This is a genomic window from Desulfosarcina sp., assembly GCF_041551955.1.
In the GTDB taxonomy this organism is placed as follows: domain Bacteria; phylum Desulfobacterota; class Desulfobacteria; order Desulfobacterales; family Desulfosarcinaceae; genus Desulfosarcina.
Genome location: NZ_JBFELV010000001.1, coordinates 15163 through 40445 on the forward strand (window position 1 = coordinate 15163; position 25283 = coordinate 40445).

21 protein-coding genes and 1 pseudogene are annotated in these 25283 nt (G+C 55.3%); 14 read left to right on the forward strand and 8 right to left on the reverse strand.

The genetic code is table 11. The annotated features are described in order from the left end of the window. Positions 1-5 precede the first annotated feature (5 nt). The 8 genes and pseudogenes from ABYV26_RS00155 to ABYV26_RS00190 all read left to right on the forward strand — a co-directional run bounded on the left by ABYV26_RS00155 (position 6) and on the right by ABYV26_RS00190 (position 8809). Positions 6-1025 (forward strand): DNA-directed RNA polymerase subunit alpha, encoded by a 1020-nt coding sequence (locus ABYV26_RS00155; RefSeq protein WP_372677051.1) that lies wholly within the window; start codon positions 6-8, stop codon positions 1023-1025. 8 nt (positions 1026-1033) lie between these two features. Then, positions 1034-1399, forward strand: a pseudogene (gene rplQ / locus ABYV26_RS00160) (50S ribosomal protein L17); the annotation flags it as partial. 701 nt (positions 1400-2100) lie between these two features. Next, a complete protein-coding gene (locus ABYV26_RS00165; protein WP_372676990.1) occupies positions 2101-3183 on the forward strand; it encodes a TRAP transporter substrate-binding protein in 1083 nt (360 codons plus the stop codon). Between the two features lie 88 nt (positions 3184-3271). Then, a complete protein-coding gene (locus tag ABYV26_RS00170) occupies positions 3272-3775 on the forward strand; it encodes a TRAP transporter small permease (RefSeq protein ID WP_372676992.1) in 504 nt (167 codons plus the stop codon). A 35-nt stretch (positions 3776-3810) separates the two neighbouring features. Beyond that, the gene (locus tag ABYV26_RS00175; RefSeq protein WP_372676994.1) at positions 3811-5103 is read left to right on the forward strand and encodes a TRAP transporter large permease; all 1293 of its coding nucleotides are present in this window, start codon (positions 3811-3813) and stop codon (positions 5101-5103) included. Positions 5104-5327: 224 nt separating this feature from the next. Continuing rightward, entirely contained in the window at positions 5328-6491 is a 1164-nt protein-coding gene (gene acd / locus ABYV26_RS00180) for a glutaryl-CoA dehydrogenase Acd (protein ID WP_372676996.1), read from the forward strand. 160 nt (positions 6492-6651) lie between these two features. Further along, positions 6652-7047, forward strand: coding sequence for a carboxymuconolactone decarboxylase family protein (locus ABYV26_RS00185; RefSeq protein ID WP_372676998.1), 396 nt, complete (start codon positions 6652-6654; stop codon positions 7045-7047). Between the two features lie 28 nt (positions 7048-7075). Next, positions 7076-8809 (forward strand): acyl-CoA carboxylase subunit beta, encoded by a 1734-nt coding sequence (locus ABYV26_RS00190; RefSeq protein ID WP_372677000.1) that lies wholly within the window; start codon positions 7076-7078, stop codon positions 8807-8809. A 179-nt stretch (positions 8810-8988) separates the two neighbouring features. Here ABYV26_RS00190 and tdh read toward each other — a convergent pair whose 3' ends face one another. From tdh to ABYV26_RS00205, 3 genes are read right to left on the reverse strand one after another with little or no spacing between them, the layout of a single operon-like run. Then, positions 8989-10014 carry an L-threonine 3-dehydrogenase gene (tdh, locus tag ABYV26_RS00195; RefSeq protein ID WP_372677053.1) on the reverse strand — a complete coding sequence of 342 codons (1026 nt, stop codon included), beginning with the start codon at positions 10012-10014 and terminating at the stop codon, positions 8989-8991. Between the two features lie 30 nt (positions 10015-10044). Then, positions 10045-11250, reverse strand: coding sequence for a glycine C-acetyltransferase (locus tag ABYV26_RS00200; protein WP_372677001.1), 1206 nt, complete (start codon positions 11248-11250; stop codon positions 10045-10047). A 10-nt stretch (positions 11251-11260) separates the two neighbouring features. Continuing rightward, entirely contained in the window at positions 11261-12307 is a 1047-nt protein-coding gene (locus ABYV26_RS00205) for a GGDEF domain-containing protein (RefSeq protein WP_372677003.1), read from the reverse strand. 302 nt (positions 12308-12609) lie between these two features. On the opposite strand from ABYV26_RS00205, the gene ABYV26_RS00210 reads away from it, so the two are divergent. After that, on the forward strand, positions 12610-14565 hold the full coding sequence (locus ABYV26_RS00210) for a response regulator (RefSeq protein ID WP_372677005.1): 1956 nt from the start codon (positions 12610-12612) through the stop codon (positions 14563-14565). Between the two features lie 72 nt (positions 14566-14637). Further along, on the forward strand, positions 14638-17322 hold the full coding sequence (locus ABYV26_RS00215) for a response regulator (RefSeq protein ID WP_372677007.1): 2685 nt from the start codon (positions 14638-14640) through the stop codon (positions 17320-17322). 30 nt (positions 17323-17352) lie between these two features. Here ABYV26_RS00215 and ABYV26_RS00220 read toward each other — a convergent pair whose 3' ends face one another. Next, complete coding sequence (locus tag ABYV26_RS00220) at positions 17353-17703, reverse strand: hypothetical protein (protein WP_372677009.1); 351 nt, start codon at positions 17701-17703, stop codon at positions 17353-17355. A 152-nt stretch (positions 17704-17855) separates the two neighbouring features. Between ABYV26_RS00220 and ABYV26_RS00225 the strand changes: the two genes are divergently transcribed. The 4 genes from ABYV26_RS00225 to ABYV26_RS00240 all read left to right on the forward strand — a co-directional run bounded on the left by ABYV26_RS00225 (position 17856) and on the right by ABYV26_RS00240 (position 22131). Next, positions 17856-18302, forward strand: a complete 447-nt coding sequence (locus ABYV26_RS00225) for an amino acid-binding protein (RefSeq protein WP_372677011.1) — start codon at positions 17856-17858, stop codon at positions 18300-18302. Between the two features lie 17 nt (positions 18303-18319). Next, on the forward strand, positions 18320-20653 hold the full coding sequence (locus ABYV26_RS00230) for a PAS domain S-box protein (RefSeq protein ID WP_372677013.1): 2334 nt from the start codon (positions 18320-18322) through the stop codon (positions 20651-20653). Between the two features lie 40 nt (positions 20654-20693). Beyond that, the gene (locus ABYV26_RS00235) at positions 20694-21497 is read left to right on the forward strand and encodes a sensor histidine kinase (RefSeq protein ID WP_372677015.1); all 804 of its coding nucleotides are present in this window, start codon (positions 20694-20696) and stop codon (positions 21495-21497) included. 76 nt (positions 21498-21573) lie between these two features. Then, entirely contained in the window at positions 21574-22131 is a 558-nt protein-coding gene (locus ABYV26_RS00240) for a response regulator (RefSeq protein ID WP_372677016.1), read from the forward strand. Positions 22132-22191: 60 nt separating this feature from the next. On the opposite strand, the gene speB is transcribed toward ABYV26_RS00240, so the two are convergent. The 4 genes from speB to ABYV26_RS00260 form a co-directional block, all read right to left on the reverse strand. Then, positions 22192-23037, reverse strand: a complete 846-nt coding sequence (speB, locus tag ABYV26_RS00245; RefSeq protein ID WP_372677018.1) for an agmatinase — start codon at positions 23035-23037, stop codon at positions 22192-22194. Between the two features lie 187 nt (positions 23038-23224). After that, positions 23225-23716 (reverse strand): prolyl-tRNA synthetase associated domain-containing protein, encoded by a 492-nt coding sequence (locus ABYV26_RS00250; RefSeq protein WP_372677020.1) that lies wholly within the window; start codon positions 23714-23716, stop codon positions 23225-23227. 9 nt (positions 23717-23725) lie between these two features. Continuing rightward, complete coding sequence (locus ABYV26_RS00255; protein ID WP_372677022.1) at positions 23726-24430, reverse strand: haloacid dehalogenase-like hydrolase; 705 nt, start codon at positions 24428-24430, stop codon at positions 23726-23728. Beyond that, positions 24427-25200, reverse strand: a complete 774-nt coding sequence (locus tag ABYV26_RS00260; protein WP_372677024.1) for an alpha/beta fold hydrolase — start codon at positions 25198-25200, stop codon at positions 24427-24429. The genes ABYV26_RS00255 and ABYV26_RS00260 overlap by 4 nt, the downstream gene beginning before the upstream one ends. Positions 25201-25283 lie beyond the last annotated feature (83 nt).

Here is a 25283-nt window from a genome sequence, read left to right on the forward strand (position 1 = left end):
ATGTAATGGTTAAAAACGAACTTATGTACATGAACTGGCGTGAAATGATCAAATCCGAAAGAATCCGCGTCAGCAGTACCGAAGCGTATGGTAAGTTTGTATGTGAACCGCTGGAAAGAGGATTCGGTATAACCCTTGGGAATTCCTTGAGAAGAACTATTCTTTCGTCTTTATACGGTGCTGCCATCGTATCCGTCCAGTTCGAATCAGTAGAGCATGAGTTCAGTGTTATTCCCGGTGTGAATGAGGACGTATCCGAGATCATTTTGAACCTCAAAGAGGTCCGTCTTAAGATGGATGACGCCACACCGCGAACCATCCGGATCGAAGCTTCCGGTGAAGGGGTCGTGACTGCCAAAGACATCACCAGCGATGACGGACACGTGGAGGTCCTGAACCCTGAACAGCACATTGCCACGCTTGCCGCGGACGGCAGTTTGAAAATGACCATGGTGGTCAAGGCGGGTAAGGGATACTCACTTGCGGAGGCGAACAAAGATGAGGAAGCACCGATCGGCACGATACCCATCGACGCGGTCTTTTCTCCGGTCAAACGGGTCAATTACGTAGTGGGCAATGCACGTGTCGGGCAACGTACCGATTACGACAAGCTCACCCTGGAAGTGTGGACCGACGGTAGTGTGGCTCCTGAAGATGCCGTTGCTTTCAGCTCAAAAATTCTTAAGGAGCAGCTGAGCATTTTTATCAATTTCGACGAAGATGCCGAACCGCAGCATGATGGCAATGAGGATGAATCGGAGAAGCCGGCGTTCAATGACAACCTTTACCGAAGCGTCGAGGAGCTCGAACTGTCGGTGAGAAGCGCCAATTGTCTCAAGAATGCCGAGATCCTGAAAATATACCAGCTTGTTCAAAAAACTGAGAACGAGATGCTCAAAACCAAAAATTTCGGACGAAAATCGCTTAATGAAATTAAGGAGGTTCTGTCTGAAATGGGGCTCTCGTTGGGAATGAAAATTGACAGCTGTGTTCCGCCTGACGAATCCGTCGAAGAAGGGGAGTAAACGTTCCAATGAGACATAGAAAAAGCGTTGTAAAACTCAATCGAACCACGAGCCACAGACAGGCGATGTTCAGAAACATGGTGACCTCGCTGCTCAAGCACGATCGCATCAAAACCACCGATGCCAAGGCCAAAGAGCTTCGCAGGTGGGCCGATCACATCGTAACGCTGGCTAAACGGGGCGACCTTCATGCCAGGCGGCTGGCCATGTCCATCGTTCGCGAAAAAGATGTCGTGCATAAAATTTTTGAAGAGGCCGCTGAACGATTCGGATCAATCAACGGCGGCTATACCCGTATCGTAAAGATCGGTCGGCGGCCGGGCGATGCTGCGGCCATGACCCTTGTCGAACTAGTCAGTTCCGATGGCGCGAAGCCGGCCAAGACCAAAAAGACCCGGACGAAGGCCGAGGACAAACCGGTTGCTGCCGAAACCAAAGCGACGGCGACTGCACCGGCTGCCAAGGAGACGAAGGAAGCGGTCGTCGATGACAGCCCAGACGAAGCCAAGGACGCCAACGCGGAACCGGTTGCTGCTGAATCGAAGGCCGCCGCCGCGGTTCAGGTTGCAGAAGAAGATTCCAAGGCGACCGCCGATCCTGGCGAAACTGAAAAATAAGCACCTCGGCCGTTTGCTCCTTTCTTTTTAAGGCCCTGATCAATCAGGGCCTTTTTTTTCTTCATTTTTTTCATCGATTAAATGTTTTGACTTTTTCTCCATATTTCCTTAAATGTTGCTACTGTCTATCATCTTCAGTCTGGTGCGTTTTCGCAAGCGGGCTGAGGCAGCAACGCCATTTCCTTCCTGCTTGAGGTAGATGAAGCCATCGATCTAAACATCGATCGGGTTAAAACCCGATTTTCTGAGCGCTAGGCTACTTTTGGCCGTGCCGGCCAAGGTTTTTCAGCAAGATCCCGATTGTCTCGTGGCACCTTAAAAGACAGTAGTGGGTTTCATTTGATGAATCATCTTTAAAACTTTTACTTGACTTAAAAAATTAGTAGCTGTTAAGTAGCTGGTATGTAGCTTGGCATAGGTCATTCTTTCAACAGCGCGTGAACAAAAGGAGGGGCCGGATGATGGGTAACAGAACCGTGAAGATGGCATGTGTGGTGTTGGTGGTGATTGGTTTGTGGATCAGCCCTGTAATTGCAGCCGGGCCGTCTCTGGATGCGTGGAAACCAAGTTTTGATCCGTCGGGTGCCAAATACAAATGCATTGTTTCCAATGTGTCGCATCCGGTGATCAAGGGTGTGTATGCCGGGTTCGCCATCCGTGACGAACTATGGAAGCGCACCAACGGTCAGATCTACCTGGACTACAAACCCTTTTCCATGCTGGGTGGTGAGGTTGAGGTCCTCAATCAATTACAGATGGGCGCCATCCAGGGCATGGGCGTCAGCTCTGTCGCAGCGACCAACCTGGGGCCGCGTTTCGGTGTGGTCAACCTGCCCTTTCTGATCGACTCGTTCGAGAAATTGGATAAATTTGCCGGGAGCGGACAGCTGTTCGACCATTTCATGATGGCCATGGATCATCAGGGCATCATGGGACTGGACATCACCGGTTACGGAAACTATGGCTGGGCAACGACCACGCCGGTAAAAACGATCTCCGACGCCAAGAAAGTCAAGTTCCGCATCGCCGAGGCGGCAGTCAACCAGCTCAATTACAGTAACTGGGGGTTCAATCCCGTGGTGATGCCGTGGCCCGATGTGCCGGTGGCATTGAAACAGGGTGTCATCGACGGGCTGGATCATACGCCGATGGTCTGCAATATTACCAAGAAATTCGAAGTCGCCAAGTACTTCACCCAGTTGAATTATGCCCAGGGACTGTTTATCTGGATATTCAACAAGGCTTGGTTCAACAGCCTGCCCGCGGATCTCCAGAAAACATTCAAGGAAACGGTGCATGACGTCTGCGCCAAGATCCGAATCGAAACCGTCCAGCAGGAAACCGATGAAATTGAAAAGGCCAAAGCCGCCGATATCGAGTTTTTCAAGCTTCCGGATGCCGATATGGCAACGCTCAAAGCCCAGGGTGACAAGACGCACCAGGCTTTCGCTGCAGAAATAAACAAACTCTATAAGGGAGACACCTACCGGCCGGCCAATTTTCTAGAAGAGGTTCAAGGCTTCATCGGCTACACCAAATAAGTTCTTCATGTAAATCACATCTTGACAAAAGGGGGTTTCCAATGCTGAAACCCCCTTTTGTCTATAACGCCATGGCAAAGGACCGTTGATGACTGGTAAGATGTTCAGTGTGTTGGATAAGGCACTATCCTTCTTCGAGGACTGGACGCTGTTTGTCAGCGTCATGGTGGCGCTGATCGCCCTTTTTTTCAACGTGGTGCTTCGTTACGGGTTCAATTATACGTTGGCCTGGTCTGAAGAACTGGTTCGTGAGGTGATCATCTACACCACTTTTATCGGATGTTGCGCAGCGGTAAAAAAACGCTCCATGATCAAGATCGATGCATCGGTGCAACTGTTCCCCAAACTAAAAACACCGTTGACCTATTTCAGTAACACAGTGATCCTGATCTTTTCTGTAATGATGATGGTTTATGGGTGGCAAATGGCCGCCATGCAGGCCAGAACGTTTCAAAAGACCCTGATTCTTCAGATTCCGCTGGTCTATCTGTATGCCATTTTGCCTTTAACCGGCGTGTTGATGTTCATTCGAACGCTGCAGGTTATTTACCAGGATTTCAAGCAAACTGAAGCGGAAGCTGAACGCGCCTGAACCAACCGGAGCAGAAAACAAGGAGATTTCCTTTTATGCAGCTCAACGACTTGATCCTCCTACTGATTCTGTTGGGGTGTATGGCCACCTACATCCCTGTTTTCATGTGCCTTTTTTTTACGGCCGTCCTTGGATTCCTCTTCTTTACGGACATCCCCCTGCTTTTGCTGTTTCAGACCATCTTTCGCAGCATGGACAATTTTGCCCTGGTCGTGGTGCTGTTTTTCATCCTGTGCGGAAATATCATGACGGCCGGATCCATTGTCGAAAAACTGATCAAAGTGGCCAACGCGATGGTCAGCTGGCTGCCGGGGGGGTTGGGCATGGCGGGCGTCCTGGCCTGCGGACTCTTCGGCGCCATATCAGGGTCCACCGTCGCCACCGTGGTGGCCTTAGGTGGGTTCATGATCCCCGCACTGCTGGAAAACGGATATCCGGAAAAGTATACGCTCGGGTTGATGACCACCTCGCCTAACCTTGGGGTCATCATCCCTCCGAGTATCGGCATGATCCTTTTCTCCATGATCAGCAACGTATCCCTCGAAGGGCTGTTTCTTACCGGCTTTTTGCCCGGTGTTTTGATCATGCTGCTGGTTTGCCTGTATTCCTATTTCTTTTTCCGCAATAAAAAAGAGATTGTACGCATGCCGATGCCCTCCTTCAAGGAGACCCTTGTCGTGTTCAAGGAGGGCTTCTGGTCGCTGATGCTGCCGGTGATCATTTTCGGAGGAATTTTTTCGGGTGTCTTTACCGCCAACGAAGCGGCGGTGGTGGCGTGTGTGTATGCCTTTATCGTCGAGCTGTTCATCCATAAATCCATGAAATTGAGCCAGGTGAAGCAGATCACGATTAATTCCGCGGTCACCTCGGCAACGCTTCTGATCATCGTCGCCGGGGCCACCTGTTTCGGCAGGCTGCTGACCCTTGAAAGCATCCCCGGCAGAATTACCGAGACGGTGCTTTCGGCCATCACCTCTCCGGCGGTTTTTCTGATCGCCATGAACATCCTGCTGCTGATCGTGGGCATGTTCATGGACATCATTTCGGCTACCATGATTCTTGGCCCGGTATTCCTGCCCATGCTGAATGCATTCGACATCAACTGGATGCATTTCGGGCTGATCATGACGGTGAATCTGGCTATCGGATACTGCACACCCCCCATGGGCGTAAGCCTGTACATCACCGGGGCTATCGCCAACCGGGATCTGATTTACGTATCCAAGGCGGTGCTGCCTTTTATCGCCATCCAAATCTTTGTCCTTCTGTTGATCACATTTCTTCCCGATGTGGTCTTATGGTTCCCCAGAATGATGGGGTTCAACTAAAAGCCATGGACTTCATCATGACGCAAGCTTGCCTTCTCGCGTCAGCCTTCCGGAGGCTGTATTTACGAACACGACCGTTTAGCCGCACGGTTTGCATCGGGGAGGGCGTCAAAGCCCCGGCCGATATCCCATTTCCCGGGATAGATTAACCGTGGCTTCAAGAATGCCGGTCAGGCATAAAGATCGGTGTGTTTGATCATGGTAGCGGAACTAAAGGAGATCTCATGGATTTTCAGCTGAGCAAGGAACTGGAGATGCTGCGCAAAGCGGTGCGCGAGTTTGCCACCAAGCGGATCGCGCCCAACGCGGACCAGTGGGACAAGGACCACTACTTTCCCTATGAGGAGGCCATCAAGCCCATGGGGCAGCTGGGTTTTTTCGGCACGGTGATTCCCGAGGAATACGAGGGCGAGGACATGGGCTGGCTGGCGGCCATGATCGTCACCGAGGAGATTGCGCGGGCGGCCAGTTCGCTGCGGGTGCAGGTGAACATGCAGGTACTGGGCTGCGCCTTCACCATTTTCACCTACGGCACGGAGGCGCTGAAAAAGAAGTACATTCCGGGGTTGTGCACGGCCGACCTGATCGGTGGGTTCGGCATCACCGAGCCGGACGCCGGCTCGGATGTCATGGCCATGGCGTCCACGGCCGTGGACAAGGGGGATCACTGGCTGATCAACGGCTCCAAGACCTGGATTTCCAACGCGGACGTGGCCGACGTGCTGATCTACTACGCTTACACCGATGCGGATGCGGGATCCAAGGGGCTGTCGGCTTTCGTGATCGAGCCTAAACATTTCAACGGCATCAAGACGACGCGGCTGGACAAGATGGGGTCCTTTTCGTCGCCGACCGGGGAGGTGTTTTTGGACAACACGCGGGTTCCCAAGGAGAACATCCTGGGCAAGCCGGGTGACGGTGCCAAGATCGTTTTCGGGTCGTTGAACCAGACCCGGCTCAGTGCGGCGGCCGGCGCCGTAGGTGTGGCCCAGGCCTGCCTGGACGTGGCGGTCAAGTACTGCAACGACCGCAAGCAGTTCGGCAAGCCCATCGGGCAGTACCAGATGAACCAGGACATGATCGCCCAGATGGCCACGGAGATCGAGGCGTCGCGGCTGTTGGTGTACAAGGCGGCCTGGGCCAAGGACCAGGGCCGGTTGAACAACGGCCTGGACGTGGCCATGGCCAAATACTTTGCCGGGGAGGCGGTGAGCAAGGCGTCCAACTATGCCATGCGCATCCTGGGGGCTTACGGGTACTCGACGGAGTATCCGGTGGCGCGGTTTTACCGTGACACGCCGACGTATTACATGGTGGAGGGGTCGGCGAACATCTGCAAGTGGATCATCGCCCTGGATCAGTTGGGGTATCGGAAGGCCAACCGCTAATCCGTTTCTTCCAGAAATGCCCATTTTCCCGCCGAGCGGCGTTCTCCGTGGGTTTCCGGCTGCGGCGTACGACCCGTACGCCTCACCATCAACCCTTGTGCGGCCTTGCTCGACGAAAAAGTGGCTCATTTCTGAATTGGACATAGAAAGGACAGATGCTGTGAGTGAGGACATCCTCGAAAAAACGAAAGCGACCGGGGCTTTGTACTTTAGCGGGATCGATGGAGAAAAACCCTTCGAATTGTGGCGGGATTTTGATAAAGATCTGGGAAGAGAGCTGTCCCTTTTTATCACCGGCAGGTTGTATGCCCGGGAGAAGATTCCGCATCCGACGCGCCAACTGGTGACGGTGGCCGTGTTGACCGTACTGTCCCGGCCGGAAGAACTCAAGCTGCACATCCAGGCTGCCTTGAATGTGGGCTGTACATCCAAGGATATTGCCGAAGTAATTTTTCAGACATTCACCTACGGTGGCATCCCTACGGTAAACACCGCTTTAAAGGTGCTCAGAGAAGTATTGATGGAAAAGGGCCAATGGCCTGTACAAGAAGAATAAACATTTAAACCGATTCGGGAGAGAAACCATGAGACCGTATTTTGAGAAAATGCCGGTTTTCGGGCGAGAGATGAATGCCGGACAGATCAAGAGCGCCGAAGAAAATGTCAAGCAGATCAGAGACGTCGAAGCCCAGCTGAAAAAGGAAATGGAGAAGGTCAAACAAGCCGGTTTCTCAGAAGAAAAAATCAATGCCCGCGGCCAGATGACGGTATGGCAGCGGCTGAACTATCTGGTGGACCCGGGTACCTGGTGCCCCTTGCACACCCTGTACAACCCGGAAGACAACGAAGAGGGCACCACCAACGTGGTGGACGGTCTCGGCAAAATTTCCGGGCGTTGGGCCGTGATCATCGGTTTCGACAACAAGGTGATGGCCGGCGCCTGGCTGCCCGGGCAATACGAAAATATCCTGCGGGTGACCGACCTTTCCAAGCGCTTGAATATTCCCCTGGTGTGGCTGGTCCACTGCAGCGGGGTGAAGCTGACGGAGCAGGAAAAATTTTACGCCGATCGGCGCGGTGGCGGCACCACTTTTTTTCGCCACGCGGAATTGAATCAGGAAGGGATTCCGATTCTGGCCGCCATCTACGGCACCAATCCGGCCGGTGGCGGATACCAGGCGATCAGTCCGACGGTCCTGTTCGCCCACAAGGACTGCAACATGGCCGTGGGCGGCGGCGGTATCCTCAGCGGCATGTCGCCCAAGGGTTTTTTCGATGAAGAGGGGGCCGAGGCCCTGATCAATGCGGCTAAACAATTTAAAGCCAAACCACCCGGATCGGTGGATGTTCACTATGACGGAACGGGTTTTTTCAGGTATGTCTACGAGGAGGAATCCCAGGTGCTCGACGGCATCAAGGATTACATGAAGGACATCCCGGCCTATAATCCCAAGTTTTTCCGGGTGGCCGAACCCAAAGCACCCCTTTTCCCAGCCGAGGATATATACAGCCTGATTCCCTTCAACCAGAAACAGATCTACGACTTCGACCAGGTGCTGGCCCGCATCGTCGACGGAAGCGAACATATGGAATTCAAGCCGGGTTACGGTCCCGAGATCTATACCGGCCTGGTCAAAATCGACGGTTATCTGATGGGCGTCATCGGCAATCGCCAAGGGTGGTTGGGTGAAGGCTACCCGGAATATGCCGACTACCCCGGCATCGGGGGTAAACTCTACCGTCAGGGCCTGATCAAGATGAACGAATTCGTTACCCTGTGCGGCCGCGACCGGGTACCCATCATCTGGTTCCAGGATACGTCGGGTATCGACGTGGGCGATATCGCCGAAAAGGCCGAATTGCTGGGTCTGGGTCAGTCCTTGATCTACTCGATCCAATCCACCGACGTACCTCAACTGCTGATGGTATTGCGCAAAGGCACCGCCGCCGCCCATTATGTGATGGGTGGCCCCACGGCCAACCGCCACAACGCCCTGACCCTTGGCGTTCCCACGACGGAAATATATGTCATGCACGGGGAGACGGCTGCCGCCGCCAGTTTTTCACGACGCCTGGTCAAGGAGAAAGGGGCGGGCAAACCCCTGCAGCCGATTATTGACAAGATGAACCAGATGGCCCAGGAGTACCACGACTATTCCCGTCCGAGCTATTGTGCCCGCAAGGGTTTTGTGGATGAGGTGGTCAAAATGTCGGAAATCAGGCGTTACCTGGCCGCCTTTGCCGGTTGTGTCTACCAGAACCCAAAATCGATCTGTCCGCAGCACCAGATGCTGACACCCCGGGTGATCAAAGGTTAAGACGTGGCCTTCCGGTAATTAAAAGGTTCAGGGTAAACCTCGGCGTTACGGCGGAGAAGGATAGGACGCATCAATTGATGGGTTGAGGAATTTCGGAATTTTGGGATGGGTGGTGCGGCATCCTGCCGTGAACGAGGCACCAATGAAAAGGGCAACGGCCGGGGAATTTCCCGGCCGTTTTACTCCCAATCCATAATTACCTTGCCCGACTGCCCCGAGCGCATTACATCGAAAGCCTGCTGGAAACGGTCCACCCCGAACCGGTGGGTGATCACCTGCGAGATATCCAGGTTGCTCTGGAGCATACTGGTCATCTTGTACCAGGTTTCGAACATTTCACGGCCGTAAATGCCTTTGATCTTCAGTCCCTTGAGGATGATCTGCGTCAAGTCTAGCGCGACCTCGCCGGCCGGTATACCCAGAAGGGCGATCTGACCACCATAGTTCATGGCCTGAAGCATGTCCCTGAAAGCTTGTATGTTGCCGGACATTTCCAGGCCGACATCAAATCCCTCCTTCATGCCCAATCGCTTTGCCGTGTCGGCAATGGTCGTCTGGGCGACATTGATGGCTGCGGTAGCTCCCATTCGAGCGACAATCTGCAGTCGATAGTCATTGACATCGGTGACCACTACATGTCGGGCCCCCACATGGCGGGCGATGGCCACTGCCATGATGCCGATGGGTCCGGCGCCGGTGATCAGGATATCCTCGCCGACCAGATCGAAGGAGAGGGCGGTGTGGGCGGCATTGCCAAAGGGGTCCATGATGGCGGCAATATCGTTGTCGATGGTGTCCGGAACACGAAACACATTGGATGCCGGTACGCTGATGTACTCGGCGAAGCAGCCGGGTCGGTTGACCCCCACGCCAATGGTGTTGCGGCACAGGTGACGCTTGCCGGCGCGGCAGTTGCGGCAATGACCGCATGTGATGTGGCCCTCAGCAGACACTCGGTCCCCCTCTTTCAGGCCCCTGACTTCGCTGCCGATTTCGGAAATGACGCCCACGAATTCGTGGCCGATGGTCATGGGTACGGGGATTGTTTTTTGGGACCATGCATCCCAATTGTAAATATGAATATCCGTTCCGCAGATGGCGGTCTTGACCACTTTGATCAGCACGTCGTTGTGGCTGATGCTCGGGAACGGCACGTGGTCCATCCAGATCCCGGTTTCGGGTTTCAGCTTGACAATGGCTTTCATGTTTTCCACGCGATTACCTGCCTTCGTTTCTTAATGGATGACGTCGAGCGCTCGGCCCACCTTGATGAAGGCAGCGATTGCCCTGTCCAGGTGGTCTCGGGTATGGGCGGCGGACATTTGGGTGCGGATGCGAGCCTGGCCCTTCGGCACCACCGGGAAGCTGAATCCCACTACGTAAATGCCTTCGTCAAGCATCCGCGCCGCTAGTTTCTGAGCCAGTACCGCGTCTCCCAGCATCACCGGAATGATCGGGTGGTGGCCGGGCACCAGTGTGAATCCTGCCGCTTGCATGCCCTGCCTGAAATAGCGGCTGTTCTCTTTGAGCCGGACGAGCAAGTCCGAACGCGCCTCGAGCAGGTCCAGCACGGCGATCGACGTGGCGGTGATGACCGGTGCTAGTGAGTTGGAGAACAGGTAGGGTCGGGAGCGCTGCCGCAGCCAGGCGACGATCTCCTTGCGGCCTGAGGTGTACCCACCCGAAGCGCCGCCGAGTGCCTTGCCCAGGGTGCCGGTAAGGATATCCACCCTATCGGACACACCGCAATACTCGGGCGTTCCCCGGCCATGATCACCGACGAAGCCGACGGCATGGGAGTCATCCACCATCACCATGGCATCATACCGGTCCGCCAAGTCGCAGATGCCTTTCAGATTGGCAATGATGCCGTCCATAGAAAAGACCCCATCCGTGGCGATGAGGCGGAAGCGGCATTCGGCAGCTGCTTTGAGCTGCAGCTCTAAATCTGCCAAGTCGTTGTTCCGGTACCGCAGGCGTCGGGCTTTGCACAGGCGGACCCCGTCGATGATGCTGGCATGGTTCAGGGCGTCACTGATCACCGCGTCGTTCTCGTCCAGCAGGGTCTCGAAAAGGCCGCCGTTGGCGTCAAAGCAGGAACTGTATAAAATGGTGTCTTCGGTTCCCAAAAAGGCGCTGATTCTGTCTTCCAGGGTTTTGTGGATGGCCTGGGTACCGCATATAAAGCGAACGGAGGACATACCAAAACCGTAGGTCGAAAGGGCCGCCTGAGCCTTTTCCACCAATTGCGGATCGTTGGACAGCCCCAGATAGTTGTTGGCGCAAAAATTGAGGACTGTTTTCCCACTGTCGACCGTAATGGCGGCTTGCTGGGCGGATGTGATCACCCGTTCATCTTTGTAGAGTCCGTTTTCTTTTAACGTGTCGATTTCACCGGCCAGGTGATCGAGCAGACGAGGGCGCATCGTGTTGACCTCCATGGATTTTCCCCTAAAGTCCGGTTACCTTGTTTCTGCCTGCGTGTTTAGACCGGTACAGAGCCTGATCGGCCCGGCGGACGAAATCTTCGGCGGCTTCATCTTTCTTATATTTAGCCACGCCAAAGGAAAGCGTGAGCGTTCCCAGGATCTCACCGGTGTTCCTCTTCTTCAAGTCCAGCCGCTCAAAGGTGATGCGGATATTGTCAGCCAATGTCATCGCGCCGTCAAAGGGCGTGTCCGGCAGCAGGATGGCAAACTCTTCACCACCGATTCGGGCGGCTTGGTCCTTGCCCTTGATGGAGTCTTTGATGGTGGCAGCGACCATTCGTAGGACCTTGTCACCGACCAGGTGGCCGTGCGCGTCGTTGATTTTTTTAAAGTGATCGATATCGGCAATGATCAGGCAGAGCGACATATCGGAAATACTGGCGTTATTGATGGCATCTCGCAGTTTTTTTTCAAATCCCCGGCGATTGTCAATTCGGGTCAACGGGTCCTTGATCGCCTCATTGCGATAACGCACCATCTTTTTTTTCAGTTCATCGATTTCATGGGTCGCCTGCTGGAGCTGCTCCTGGAAGGATGTGCTGGAGGACTCCAGCGTTTTAATTTCACGCTTGATTTGACCGACAATCCTGTCCACACCCGCCGCTGACAGGCTGGGCGCCAGCGATTCATGGATGATCTCTAAATGGTTTCCGGACGCTGAGAAATGGTGGTTCGTGGTCTTGATCGCGATGATGATTTCGGAAAAGACTCTTTTCAATTCTTCTTGAACCAGGGTCGTTACGGTTTCCTTACCGTTGGCGATGTGCTGGTTGAACAGCTGCCGACTGATTGCTTCGGAGAAGCCCCCGTTGCTTTCCAGATGTTTATCTATGGCCGCATTCAGCGCTTCGTTTTTCCCGGATGCATACTCATACCAGATGCAGTAGTTCAACGGGTCGGTGGGAAGGCCATGTTTGCCGATCAGCTCCAGGGTTAGGCGCAGATACTGCCGCGAATCATCAATGGTGTCGCTGTATCGCATGGCTTGATTCTCTTTGTGCAAACCCATCGATTGCACGTCTACGGGTCGGGTCTTCAATCATCAACCCGAGGGGCGAGATGAAAACGCCTGTACTGGGTTTCCGTTTTCGGAATATGAACCTTATGTTTAGAAGGACAGAGAAAAACTGTCAATTAAAAATCGGTGCAGGCATCCGTTTGAGGACGGCGATAATTTGCTTGACCGTCACCGGCTGCCTGTGCATAATCGGTTGACCTGAAAGAATATTATCCATCAGACGGTTCCGGTCCGTTGCCGTTAGTTGAGTTGCCGATGCCACTTCTTGCGGAACACATAGAGGATTACCATTCATGAAAAAGAAAATACTGGTGGTCGACGACAACCGAATGATTTTAAAATTTCTGTCTAATCTGCTGGATGGTGAAGGCCATGAAGTCAAGACCTGTGAAGACGGTCTGAGCGCATTGAGCCTGCTGACCACCTTTGAACCGGATATCGTTTTCGTGGACTTGATTATCCCAAAGATCGGCGGAGACAAGTTGTGCCAGATCATCAGAACCATGGAACATATGAAAGATTGCTACCTGGTGATCATCTCCGCCGCCGTAGCCGAAATGGACCTGGATTTCAGGAAAATCGGCGTGAATGCCTGCATCGCCAAGGGACCCTTCGGCCAGATGGGCAAGCATGTGCTGGCGGCCATTAAGGACTCCAATGATCCGTCAAAGGTCATTTCAGAACACGAAATTCTGGGAATAGCCTCGGTCAACGGCATTCCGGTATATGCTCGACGCATGACCAAGGAACTGCTGGGGCGCAACCGCCACCTGGAAACCATATTGGAGAGCATGAACGAGGGAATCGTCGAAGTGTATACCGGACGCGTGGTTTACGCCAACTCCGCCGCCGTGAAGCTTTTTGCCGTCCCTCAAGAAAACCTGCTGTCCGCCAAGCCCCAGGACCTGTTTGACGACGCGTCCAAGAGCCGCATCGATGTGCTGATGAATCGAGGCACTGAGAAAATGCCGGTGGTAGGGTTGACCCGACCCTTGGAACTCAACGGGCGCGAGATTGTCATTCGCAGCTTTCCGGTGAAGGGGGAAGCGGACACGACAATCTTGTTGATTACCGATGTCACCGACCAACGGGACCTGGAGTACCAGCTGCAGCATGTCCGGCGTATGGACGCTATCGGCAATCTGGCAGGAGGGATTGCCCATAACTTCAACAATCTGCTGATGGGAATCCAGGGTAATGTCTCCATTTTGATTCAGGATAAAAAGATGGGTGATCCCGGGTACGATGAACTGGCGGGGATCGAACGGTGTATCGACAGCGGTGCCAAACTGACCCGTCAGCTGCTGAGCTTTGCCAAAGGCGGACGCTATTCTTTGGATTTGGAGGATGTCAACGACATCGTTGAAAAGTCTTCCAGTATGTTTGCCCGGACCAGAAAAGAAATTCATGTCGAGCAGCACCTGGAAGAGGATCTGGTTATGGCGGAAGCGGATGCCGCCCAGATCGAGTTGGCATTGATGGATCTTTATGTCAACGCCTGGCATGCCATGTCCGGAGGGGGCACGTTATCGGTTTCTACGGCCAATATCGTCCTGGATGATTCCTTTGTCAAACCCTACAACCTGACTCCGGGAAGCTACCTGAAAATAAGCGTGACCGATACCGGAGCGGGGATGGATGAAAAGAATATTCAGCGGATATTCGAGCCCTTCTATACCACTCGACCGATGGGCGAGGGCACCGGCTTAGGCCTGGCCTCCGTATTCGGAATCATCAAAAAGCACAAGGGTATTATCACGGTGGACAGCCAGGTCGGCAAAGGAACCACGTTCTCGATCTATATCCCTGCGGCAAGGATTCTTCAGCGGCCCAAGGAAAAGGACAAGCCGCGGGTCATCGCTTCCGGTAAACCGCTAGAGAAAGGGTCGGGGACCATCCTCGTGGTGGACGATGAGGAATATATCCTCAATGCAGACAAGGCCATGCTCAATGAACTCGGATACGAAGTGCTGCTCGCCAATGGTGGAAAAGAAGCCCTTCGCATATTCGAAGAGAACAAGGATCGTATTAACCTGTTGATCCTGGATCTGATTATGCCGGATCTGAGCGGGGAGATTGTCTATGACCGCATCAAAGTCATACGGCCGGACGTCCGCGTAATTCTTTCCTCCGGGTACAGCATCGAGGGGCAGGCAGAATCCATTCTCAAGCGAGGGTGTGATGGCTTCATCCAAAAACCATACAACCTGAATCAACTGGCCCTGAAGATCAAGCAAATCCTTGCCTGACAGATTAACCGCCAATTACAAATAGGGTGGGTAACCCCCGGGTTGGCAGCGGGGGTCGCCGACGACGCGCGAATGGCTGAGATTCTTACGGTCAACAGGTCCCGTGAACGGAAACGGGCATTTCTCAATCCAAAGAAAAGAACCCTTGCGTTGCAGCTGTCGGACAGCGTGCTCCTTTTGGGGCTTGGCGTGGCCTTTGTCTACTGGGTTTTCGCTTCCCTTATTTTCACCTTGACCGCCGAAACCGGCGCCTTCATCGACCAATTTCTCAATCCTGGAATTAACGAGGTGTTGAGTCGGCTGCTGGTGCTGTGTTTTTTCATGATTTTCGGTTCCCACGTGGGTTACACCATCCGCCAGCGCCAGAAGGCCTATGAGGCGTTGGCCGGCAGTGAGGAGAAGCACCGTACCATCATCGAAAACATTGAAGACGGCTATTTCGAAATGGATCGCAACGGCCAGTTTGCAATCTTCAATGATTCTTTCCGCAAGATTACCGGATACGCGGCGGAACAGCTGCAGCAGTTGGATTATCGACGGCTCCTGACCCCGGCCGAAACCGAAAAGGTGATGGGGGCCTTTGACAAGGTGAACCGGACCCATCAGGCGATTAAAGACCTGGGGTTTGTCATCGTGCGCAAGGACGGTGCCAGGCGCTGGGTGGAAACCTCCTTGTCCCCCATTACCGGTGCTAACGGGGAGACCGCAGGCTACCGGGGAATTCTTCGGGACGTCACCCGCCGGCGGCAGGCCGACGCACTGAAACAGGAAAAGATGGCTGCCGAGACCGCCAGCCGCTCCAAAAGCGAATTTCTCGCCAATATGAGCCATGAGATCCGGACGCCGCTAAATGCCATTATCGGGTTGGTGGAACTCCTGCTGGAATCGCCCCTGACCCGCGAGCAGCGAGAGGACATCAAGGTGGTTCAATCCGCCGCCTATGCCCTGCTGTCGGTCATCAACGACATCCTCGATTTCTCAAAAATAGAAGCGGGAAAGCTGGAACTGGAACGGTCCCCGTTCAACCTGAGGGACTTTTTGGGAGAGGCGCTCAAGATTCTGGCCGTCAAGGCCCATGAGAAAAATCTGGAGTTGGCCTACCGGGTGGCGCCCGACGTGCCGGATCGGCTGGTGGGAGACCCCCACCGGTTTCGTCAGGTGCTCCTCAACCTTATCGGCAATGCCCTCAAGTTCACCGATTCGGGTGAAATTATCGTTTTTGCCCGATGCCGGTCCCGGGAAGGCAACCGGCTGATGCTTCACGTGGCCGTTCAGGACACGGGCGTGGGAATTGCCGCCGGCAAGCAGGTCATTATTTTCCAGGCATTCCAACAAGCAGATGGCAGCACCACTCGGAAATACGGCGGCACCGGACTGGGGCTGGCTGTATCCGCGCAACTGGTCAATCTGATGGGAGGGCAGATCGGCGTCAAGAGCGTGCTGGGAAAAGGCAGTATTTTTCATTTCACTGTCGCCTTCGATGTGGATGCCAAGGAAACGGCCGGCGTCGAGGCGTCGAATCAGGCCGATCTGAGCGGCCTGCGAATACTGGTGGTTGACGACAATGCCACCAACCTGAAAATATTGTGTGAGATGCTGTCCAGTTGGAAAATGTTTCCGAAACCCGCAGGTTCGGCAGCGGCGGGAGCCGCGCTGCTCAAAAAAGACGGTGCCGCTTTCGATCTGGCCCTGATCGATTCCGGTCTGCCACAGTCGGGTGCCCGGTCATTGGTCCAGCGGCTCAAGGGGGCAACCGGGCTGGCCACACGAATCATTATGATGCTCACCACCACCAGCGACAAAGGGCCGGCCGGGTTCGATGACGCGGATATGGGCGCATCGGTGACCAAGCCCATCCGTCCTTCGGATTTGCTGGATGCCATCGTCAAGACCCTTTCCATGGAGAAGGATCCGGTTGAAAAACCGTTGGAAAGAAGCGGTTCCGGCCGGGGCGCCTCACTGCCACCGCTCCATATTCTCGTTGCCGAAGACACACCCTTCAACCAGAAGTATATTCGGCGACTGCTGGACAGCTGGCAATGCCGGGCAACCATCGTCGACAATGGCCGGTTGGCTATCGAAGCACTGGCCGAGCAGGGTTTCGATCTGGTGCTGATGGACGTTCAGATGCCTGAGATGGACGGCCTCACCGCGACGACCAGGATCCGCGAACAGGAAAAGCAAACCAACCGCCACGTACCCATCATCGCCATGACGGCTCACGCCATGCGCGGAGACCGGGAGCGATGCATTGAAGCCGGAATGGACGACTATGTGTCCAAGCCCATTTCGTCTGCCACGCTTCTGGAGGCCATCTACCGGGTGGTGCCGATTCCAGCGCGTGAATCGGAATCAAACTCGGCGGGCGAACCATCTGAATCAGAGGGTGATGCCGGCGAACGGGCCGCGCTCCTTGAGGCATTTAACAATGACGCCACCTTTTTCACAGATGTCGCCGATATGTTCATCACCGACTATCCGCCGATGTTGGAGACCCTGAAAAAAGCCATCGCCGAGGAAGATGGCGTGTTGTTGAGCCGGACGGCCCACGCCCTGAAGGGACTGGCCGGTAATTTTCAAATCGATGGTGCGGTGGATGCGGCCCGACAACTGGAGCTGGAGGCTGATCAGGGGCAGTTTGAAACCGCCCGAGACCTGAGCGACCGGTTGGCCGATGAACTGGCCGGGTTTGAACGGCGACTCAAACGAATGGTCGCTCGGATCTCGGAAGACGGAGGCCGGAAGACGGAAGACTGAGGGCCGATGTCCGACCGCTGACATCCGACCTCAGTCATCTGTCGGCCGCGTGTCCACGATGATGTGACGCAGCATTTTCCAAGCCCGCTGCTCCTTCAGGCGCTCTTCTGCCTCGCGAGCGTCATGATCACCGCTGCCGGTGGAATATACAATAGCCGGTCTGCCATCCGGCCTGGTAATGGTTTGAATGTCCATGGCTGGGCCCGCAGCACCGGTTTGCAGAGAGTGGACATGGATCTCGTTTTGGAGCATCATCTGGATGGTTTCTTCTGAAACACCATTTCGTTTGAGCAGCAGAATCTCTTCCACGGTCAGTGCTCCCGACGGGGCGGGCACAAGCCAGACCAGGCCGCAGATGATCAACATGCGCGTGATTTTCATGGCGTCACCTTTTTTGATAGATCTTGACAGAATAAAAGCTGGTTCATAATAATACCTTGATAAAAATAGCAATATTTATGACTTGGTGTCAATCGGCTGCCTTATTCCCCGACAGCCGTTGACGCTGACAACCATACCCCAAGGAGGCGTTCATGCTAAAACTCAAACAGATTGTGGTGTCCATCGAAAATTCACCGGGTCGTCTTTTCGAAGTCACCCATGCGCTGGGAAACGCGGGGATAAATCTTCGAGCCTTGAACCTGGTGGACACCGGTGCCTTCGGCCAACTGAGACTGCTGGTTTCCGATGTGGCCAAAGCGCGTCAGCTGCTCATGGAGATGCATATCCCCGCCATGGTCAACGAGGTGATTGCCGCTGAGATAGAGGACCAGCCGGGTCAACTGGCCAGTTTGCTAAAACCGATTCTGGATGCCGACATTCAGGTCGTGTTCATGTATGCTTTTTTGCGGCAGAACCAGGAACGGGCGGTCATGATCTTCCGGTTTTCAGATAATGACAAGGCCATTGCCGTCATGCAGGAACATGGCGTGCACCTGCTGGACGCCAAACAGTTCGGTATCCTGGAAAACACGGATTAAGGGATTGTTTTAGACCCATGGCCGACGTTCCTCCGACCTCCGACCGCCTGGACAATGCCGATGACATCTTCAGAGACCGATTCCGGGTTTTTCTGGAAGATGTGGCGGACGGGTTTTATGAAACGGACCTGAAGGGCAATTTTCGCTTTTTCAACAATGCCCTGTGCCGAATCTTCGGCTATACGGCGACGGAGATCCAGGGACGCAACTTCAGCGAATTCATGGATGCGGAAAATGCGCTGTATGCCTATACCCTATTCAACCGGCTCTATGAATCTGGTGAGATTCCGTCTGAAATCATCTGGACGATCGTCCGCAAAGACGGCCAGGAGCGGATTTTAGAAATATCGGTCAGCCTCATCGTGGATCGGTCCGGCAAAAGGACGGGTTTCCAGGGCGTGGCCAGGGATGTTACCCAGAAAATCGCCGACCAACAGGAACTGGAAGCCTCACAGCGGCGCGCCCAGGAGCTGCTCCAGGCCAGCTCCCGGGCTGAACGGCGGTACCGGGCATTTCTGGAGTTTCTGCCCGATCCGGTTTTCGTTTTCAACATGGACAGCACGGTGTCCTACCTCAATCCCGCATTCGAAAAGGTCTTCGGCTGGACATTGACGGAGCTCGAAGGCAAGCGCATCCCCTTTGTTCCCGACGGTGAAAAGGACCGCACCCGGGCAGGGGTTAAAAAACTGTTCCGGGAAAAAGCGCTCCACGGCTTCGAAACCCGCCGGTTGACCAAGGACGGCCGTATTCTGGACATCGTCGTGGACGGGGCCATCTTCTACGACGCCCAGGAAAACCCTGCCGGCCAGGTCATCACCCTGCGCGATGTGACCGCCCGGAAGCGGGCTGAGCAGATCAACCAGGCCTTGTTTCGTATTGCCCGCGCCCTTTACCGCTTTCCCCGGCTGGATCGCATGCTGGAGTATATCACCCGCCAGGTCCAGGAACTGATCGGAGTTGCCGGGGCCATGGTCATGCTGATCGACGAAGAGAAAAAGGAGTTTTACATTCCCGTTGCGGCATACGAGGATGACAAGACCGGCAGCCGGATGAAGGAGATCCGGTTTCCCATGGACAAGGGGGTGGCCGGACAGGTCTACCGGACCGGCGAGCCCCTGATCGTTAACGATACGGCCAAAAGCCCGTATTTTTACGACCAGGTAGACAAACAGGTCCAGTTTCACACGAAAAGCATGCTGGACGTGCCTCTTCGCATTCAGGAGCGGATGATCGGCTTGCTGTGTGCGGTAAACAAGACACAGGGTGCCTTCGATACCGGCGACGTGGAGCTTCTGGGGGCTGTGGCCAACCTGGTGGCCCTGCCGATTGAAAATGCCCGCATCAACGAAGCCCTTCAGCGGGCCTACGAAAATGTGCGCGGGCTGAACCGGGCCAAGGAGCAGGTGATCCACCATCTATCCCACGAACTGAAGACGCCGCTGTCGGTGCTTTCCGCTTCACTGGGACTGCTGGAAAAGCGGCTTGACGAGAGGCAGGACAAGGCTCTGGACAGGGTCCTGGCGCGGGCGCGCAGAAATCTCCAGCGGCTGCTGGACATGCAGTACGAGATCGGCGACATGCTCCGGGAACATGACTATCGGGCCCATGGAATGCTTTCCTTTTTGCTGGAGGCCTGTCGCGACATGCTGGTCACCCTGGCCGAAGCGCAGCCGGGCAGTACCCGGGCGCCGGAAGTGATCCAGCAGGCCATCGATCGCGAGTTCGGCAACGAAGAGATTCCTTGTACGGATATCGCCCTGGACCAGCTGGTGAAAAACCACCTGGATGTATTGAAACCCCGTTTTGCCCACCGTGATATTCGATTGGAAACCCGGCTTGAACCGGTGGCACCGGTGTTGGTTCCCGTTGAGGTGATGGAAAAGATTGTGGAAGGGCTGGTCAAAAATGCCATCGAGAACACGCCGGACCAAGGGCGGGTGTCAGTGGTGGTGCGCAACGGGGAAAAAGGGCCTGTTTTCGAAGTCAAAGATACCGGTGTGGGGGTGACGGCGGAAAAGCAGCAGCTGATCTTCAATCACTATTTTGCCACCGGGGACACCACGAATTATGCATCCAAGGCCCCCTATGACTTCAATGCCGGTGGAAAGGGGTTTGACCTGCTGCGAATCACCATTTTCTCCGAGCGATACCACTTCGATACCAAAATGATATCCCATCGGTGCGGCTACATCCCAACTGATAGTGACATTTGCCCGGGCGCCATCGATCGCTGCGATCATTGCAGCAGCCCGTCTGATTGTAACGCCTCGGGGGGCACCACTATGCAGATCCGGTTTTTGCCGTCAAGCCAGTTGGATCTGGCGTGCCGCCTGGAAGAGGCCGACCGATAAATATTGGAGATAACCCTGCAATCATGGCCAAGCGTGAATTATGACTGAGGAATCAATCGAAACAGACAACCCTATGGCGCCACTCACCGGCGGGGGTTTTTTTCGCGACATCAATGTGGAGTTTCTGATCCATGAACTCAAGGATCCCATATCGGTTATCGAGACCGCTGTTCGCATGCTTTTGGAAAAGCCCGACAAATTCGGCCCCTTGACGGATCGGCAGGAAAAGGCGCTGAACCGGGCGCTGCGCAATTCAAAAAAGGCGCGGAGCCTCCTTGCCGACATGTTGGAGGTCGGCCGGTCCGATGCCGGATGCTTTCAGTCCTGCGTGTTCGATCCGGCTTCGATCGTCGACGAGGTGCTGATGGAAGCCTTGGAGGCAATGGACGCGATTCCATGGGAGACGGTTTCAGAGGCTGGGCAGGGGCCGGACCGGGACGCCGTATTGCGGAAGCTCGGCATCCATCTGACCTGCTCCGAAGTTGTCCGTGATGCGCAACTGTGCCAGGATGAGGCCAAATTCCGGCAGATTGTGGGCAATCTGATTAAAAATGCCCTGCAGCACCGGCGCCGGCGGTTAGACATCGGCATGGACGTGCTGGAGGACCAGCTGATTGTCGAGGTGGTTGACGACGGGCCGGGGGTGGAAAAGGAGAACCGGGAGTTGATTTTCGAACGATACACGCGGCTCAAGGCGTGTGTGCTTTTATCCCGGACCGGTCATGGTTTAGGCTTGGCAGGCGCACGAATTCTCGCCCGTCACCTGGGCGGGGACATCACCGTGAAAAACAATCTCGGGGAGGGGGCGGCCTTTCGCCTGGTGCTGCCTTTGACGCTTCCATAAATTGTTGATCACTATTGTTTTCATCCACACTGATGACGTATAAACTGATTTACCGATTTGGAAAGGAAAAGAGCCCATGGCAAACCAAAAAGCCTACCTGGATGGCAAGCGCATTCTGGCGGTGGATGATGAAGCGGATATTCTAGAGACCATCGAGGACATTCTGGACATGGCTGACGTGGAGCTTGCCCGGGACTATGCCAGCGCATCGGAAAAAATTCGAACCGGTCGCTACGACCTGGCTATTTTAGATATCATGGGGGTTAACGGCCTGGTCCTGCTCGAAGAAGCGGTGGCCAAGGGGATCCCCACGGTGATGCTCACTGCCCATGCCGTCAACCCGGATACGCTGATGTCGTCTATCCGCAAGGGGGCGATCTCTTATCTGCCCAAGGAGACCCTGGCCGAACTGGATGAGTTGCTCGAGGAGCTGCTGGCCGCGCAAGCCGCGGGTAAACCACCCTGGAAGCTGCTTTTCGACCGGTTGGGGGGCTACTTCGACGAGCGCTTCGGACCCGACTGGAAGGCGAAAGACCAAAAATTCTGGTCCGATTTCTCCCGCACCTGGGAAGTGGGCAGGGGAATCCAGGAACGCCTGAAACACGACAAGCGGCTGCTGGATAAGGGGATATGAGGACAGAAGACCGACGGACTTGATTGGGCGGCCACAAAAAAATTGGTGGTCAGGTACCTGCTACTTGACTTGACGAATCATCACGCCTGCGATCTCCTTGACAAATTTGGCAGCTACCGCTGCTGTCATGCCGTTGACGTCCCGATCCGGATTGACTTCCACGATATCTGCCCCCACGATGCGGCACCCTATGGATTGAATCAACCGGAGGACCTTGCGTGTGGACATGCCGCCGGGTTCATGATGGGATACGCCCGGGGCATAGGCGGGGTCCAGGACATCCATGTCCACCGAGAGGTAGAGCGGCCCTTCCAGCGCGATAGGATTCTTGGATCGGTAATCTTTCATCTCGATGCAGGTGACGCCGAATTTTTCCACCTGCCGGCGCTGCTCGTCGTTCATGCCGCGGACGCCCACCTGGATGAGGCGTTTGACGCGTCCGCTCTCCATGATGCGCGCGAAGGGACAGGCGTGGGAAAAACGGCTGCCATCGTAGCTGTCATACAGATCCGGGTGGGCGTCCAAGTGCAGGATGGTCAGGTTCTCATAGGTTCTGGTCAATGCATTTACCACAGGAAAGGTGATGGCGTGATCCCCGCCCAGTGACAGGATACGGACTTTTTGTTCAGTCAGCCGCTCGACAGCGGTTTCGATGGCGAACATCGCCTCCTCGCCACCGGGGAGCGTCAGGTCCCCCAGGTCACGAAACAGGGGATGCGTGTCCAGATTGACCCCGTTCTCGGCAAACAGGTTGGATGCACCGTTGTGCAGGGTCTGCCGGATGGCCGACGGGGCTTTGGCCGGCCCGCGCATAAAACTGGAGTACTCGTCAAAGGGGATGCCGACCAGTGCCACGGTATTAGGCGCCAGCTTTGGGTATGGGATGTTGTTCGGGTTGTCGATCATTAAATGGATTTCCTGTGTGAGTGATCTAGTTCAAATGAACGCGTAGACGATTCATTTCCGACGGATTCGCAAGAAGGCCGAGATCAAGGCTTGCGAATCGCGAGGAATGAGGCGTACTGACGGTACGCCGCAGTGACGGGGGATGAAGCGAAACGCAGATATCGGCCTTCTTGCGAATCCGTGTGTTTCAATCCCGGGCCGGCACATCCATCACCTTGGCCTCATGCCCGGTGGCCTTGAGAAACCTGCGGACATTGTCCAGGGAGATGACCAGGGTGGCGGTGTTGACCAGCGGGTGGCACTGGAGGGCGTCAGCCTCCCAGATGGCTTTGTCAACGACCACCCGGACCTGTTGGGCGTCGTCGTTCATTACACCGAGGATGGTCACCGCTCCGGGTTCGAGGTCCAGATGCTTTTTCAGGCGGTCCGCCGAAGCGAATCTGAGCTTTTTTACCGTCAGGGCCTCGCCGAACGACTTCAGGTCCACCGACTTCTCATCGGGAACGGTCACGAGAAAGTGCTGTTTGCCCTTGTTGTCGCAGATGAACAGGTTTTTGGTCTTCTGGCCGGGCAGTGCCGGAACCAGACGATTCACGTCTTCACAGGTGAAGACCGGCGGATGCTCGTGGCGTTCATAGTCGATGCCGTGGGTGTCGAGATAGTCGTAGATCTGCATCATTTCTTTTCCTTAGGGGTTATTGATTGTATCCGTCCAGTTCAATATCGTGACGCGGCCGCCGAGCGCCGCGGTTGTCCGCTCGATCGTCTTTTTGTCGGGATTGACCAGAAACCGGTGGCGGCAGTGGGCCAGGAGGGGGATGTCCCACGCGCTGTCCGAATAACCATAGTCCCAACTTTTGTTCAGCACGCCCCGTTTCCTGGCGTGCTTGATCTTGTCGGGCCCCATGCAATAGCTGCGGTAGATGAGTCCCCCCATAAAGGGCACAATCTGCGAGCCGATGATTTCGATATCCCGCTCAAGAACCGGCTGGGCAACCTGCATGACCAGTTCCTGCGGAGATCCGGAAATGACAAGCAACCGATGGCCCAACCGGCGGTGCGCAGCCAGGGCTTTCAGACCTTCATCGTAGAATCGCACGTTTATGGGGGGTGACCGCACGCCGGCGGCAAAGGCGCAGAAAACAGCCCGCGCTGTTTTGCCGCGCAGAGGGAAGGTGGCGATCCACAACATCACGCTCACGGCGACGACCCGGCCCGACCGGATCAGCAGAAACGGCAGCAACACCGGCATGAGCATGCCGGCGGCCATTCGCCGGAGCTTGCTGGCCTTGATGGCGGTGTTCATAAAAAGGTAGGCCACATCGCCGTCGATGAGCGTTTTGTCGAAATCGAAAACGGCTACGCGGCGACTGGGTGAGGGGATGCGGTTCACTGGTCCAGGGACTCCACAAAACGCCAAATCGCCTGGTTGAATGCTTCGGGCCGTTCGATGGGAGACATGTGGCCGGCCCCATCGAGGGTCACATGTCGTGCGCCACGGATGTTGGCCGCCATCCAGTCGGCGTACTTGACCGGTGTCAGTGTGTCGTGAACGGCACTGAGAATGAGAACCGGCGCGTTGATGCCGGCCACCTGGGGCATGGCGTCGAAGGCATCGCATGCGCGAAAATCATTGGCCGTGACGGTCGGGCCGGCGGTCGAGGTGGCCAGCACCCCCCGGCAGATACCTTCGTCGGTCTGATTGGTCTGGGCCACCGCAAATTTGACCAACCCGGTCAGGTGGCTGTCGTAATTGTTTTGGATGGTCTCGATGATCGCCGGCAGCACCTTGAGCCGGGCACCGGTATTGGCCAGGATGCCTGCCTTGAGGCGGTCGCCATGATGAATCAGCAGGTCAATGGCGATGGCCCCGCCCAGGCTCAGTCCGCAGGGGATGGGGGCGGGCGCGTCGATGGCGCCGATGAAGTCCATGACCGACCGGGTAAAATCAGAAACCTGTCGGAAACCATCGCCGTCGCTGTTGCCGTGTCCGGGCAGATCCACGGCAATGGTGTTGGCCACACCGATCAGGCCGTCGACCTGGGCCTGCCAGAAACGGCCCTCCTGCCCTGAGCCGTGGATGAACAACAGGGTCGGCCGATCCGGGTCCAGTGGCCAGCGACCGGCCAGAAAAGCAATCCCGTCTTGTTTGCGTTCTATCATGGTTGCCGCTTTCCGCATCGTGTTGATTGGGGGAAAATATATCGAACGTTCCTTTTACCCCCAAATCGGCGAACGGTTCAATG

Bases quoted from the DNA above. Each gene is read 5' to 3' on its own strand.
- ABYV26_RS00155 (WP_372677051.1), top strand. From the start codon at position 6: ATGGTTAAAAACGAACTTATGTACATGAACTGGCGTGAAATGATCAAA.
- ABYV26_RS00165 (WP_372676990.1), top strand. From the start codon at position 2,101: ATGATGGGTAACAGAACCGTGAAGATGGCATGTGTGGTGTTGGTGGTG.
- ABYV26_RS00170 (WP_372676992.1), top strand. From the start codon at position 3,272: ATGACTGGTAAGATGTTCAGTGTGTTGGATAAGGCACTATCCTTCTTC.
- ABYV26_RS00175 (WP_372676994.1), top strand. From the start codon at position 3,811: ATGCAGCTCAACGACTTGATCCTCCTACTGATTCTGTTGGGGTGTATG.
- acd (WP_372676996.1), top strand. From the start codon at position 5,328: ATGGATTTTCAGCTGAGCAAGGAACTGGAGATGCTGCGCAAAGCGGTG.
- ABYV26_RS00190 (WP_372677000.1), top strand. From the start codon at position 7,076: ATGAGACCGTATTTTGAGAAAATGCCGGTTTTCGGGCGAGAGATGAAT.
- tdh (WP_372677053.1), bottom strand. From the start codon at position 10,014: ATGAAAGCCATTGTCAAGCTGAAACCCGAAACCGGGATCTGGATGGAC.
- ABYV26_RS00200 (WP_372677001.1), bottom strand. From the start codon at position 11,250: ATGGAGGTCAACACGATGCGCCCTCGTCTGCTCGATCACCTGGCCGGT.
- ABYV26_RS00205 (WP_372677003.1), bottom strand. From the start codon at position 12,307: ATGGGTTTGCACAAAGAGAATCAAGCCATGCGATACAGCGACACCATT.
- ABYV26_RS00210 (WP_372677005.1), top strand. From the start codon at position 12,610: ATGAAAAAGAAAATACTGGTGGTCGACGACAACCGAATGATTTTAAAA.
- ABYV26_RS00215 (WP_372677007.1), top strand. From the start codon at position 14,638: ATGGCTGAGATTCTTACGGTCAACAGGTCCCGTGAACGGAAACGGGCA.
- ABYV26_RS00220 (WP_372677009.1), bottom strand. From the start codon at position 17,703: ATGAAAATCACGCGCATGTTGATCATCTGCGGCCTGGTCTGGCTTGTG.
- ABYV26_RS00225 (WP_372677011.1), top strand. From the start codon at position 17,856: ATGCTAAAACTCAAACAGATTGTGGTGTCCATCGAAAATTCACCGGGT.
- ABYV26_RS00230 (WP_372677013.1), top strand. From the start codon at position 18,320: ATGGCCGACGTTCCTCCGACCTCCGACCGCCTGGACAATGCCGATGAC.
- ABYV26_RS00235 (WP_372677015.1), top strand. From the start codon at position 20,694: ATGACTGAGGAATCAATCGAAACAGACAACCCTATGGCGCCACTCACC.
- ABYV26_RS00240 (WP_372677016.1), top strand. From the start codon at position 21,574: ATGGCAAACCAAAAAGCCTACCTGGATGGCAAGCGCATTCTGGCGGTG.
- speB (WP_372677018.1), bottom strand. From the start codon at position 23,037: ATGATCGACAACCCGAACAACATCCCATACCCAAAGCTGGCGCCTAAT.
- ABYV26_RS00250 (WP_372677020.1), bottom strand. From the start codon at position 23,716: ATGATGCAGATCTACGACTATCTCGACACCCACGGCATCGACTATGAA.
- ABYV26_RS00260 (WP_372677024.1), bottom strand. From the start codon at position 25,200: ATGATAGAACGCAAACAAGACGGGATTGCTTTTCTGGCCGGTCGCTGG.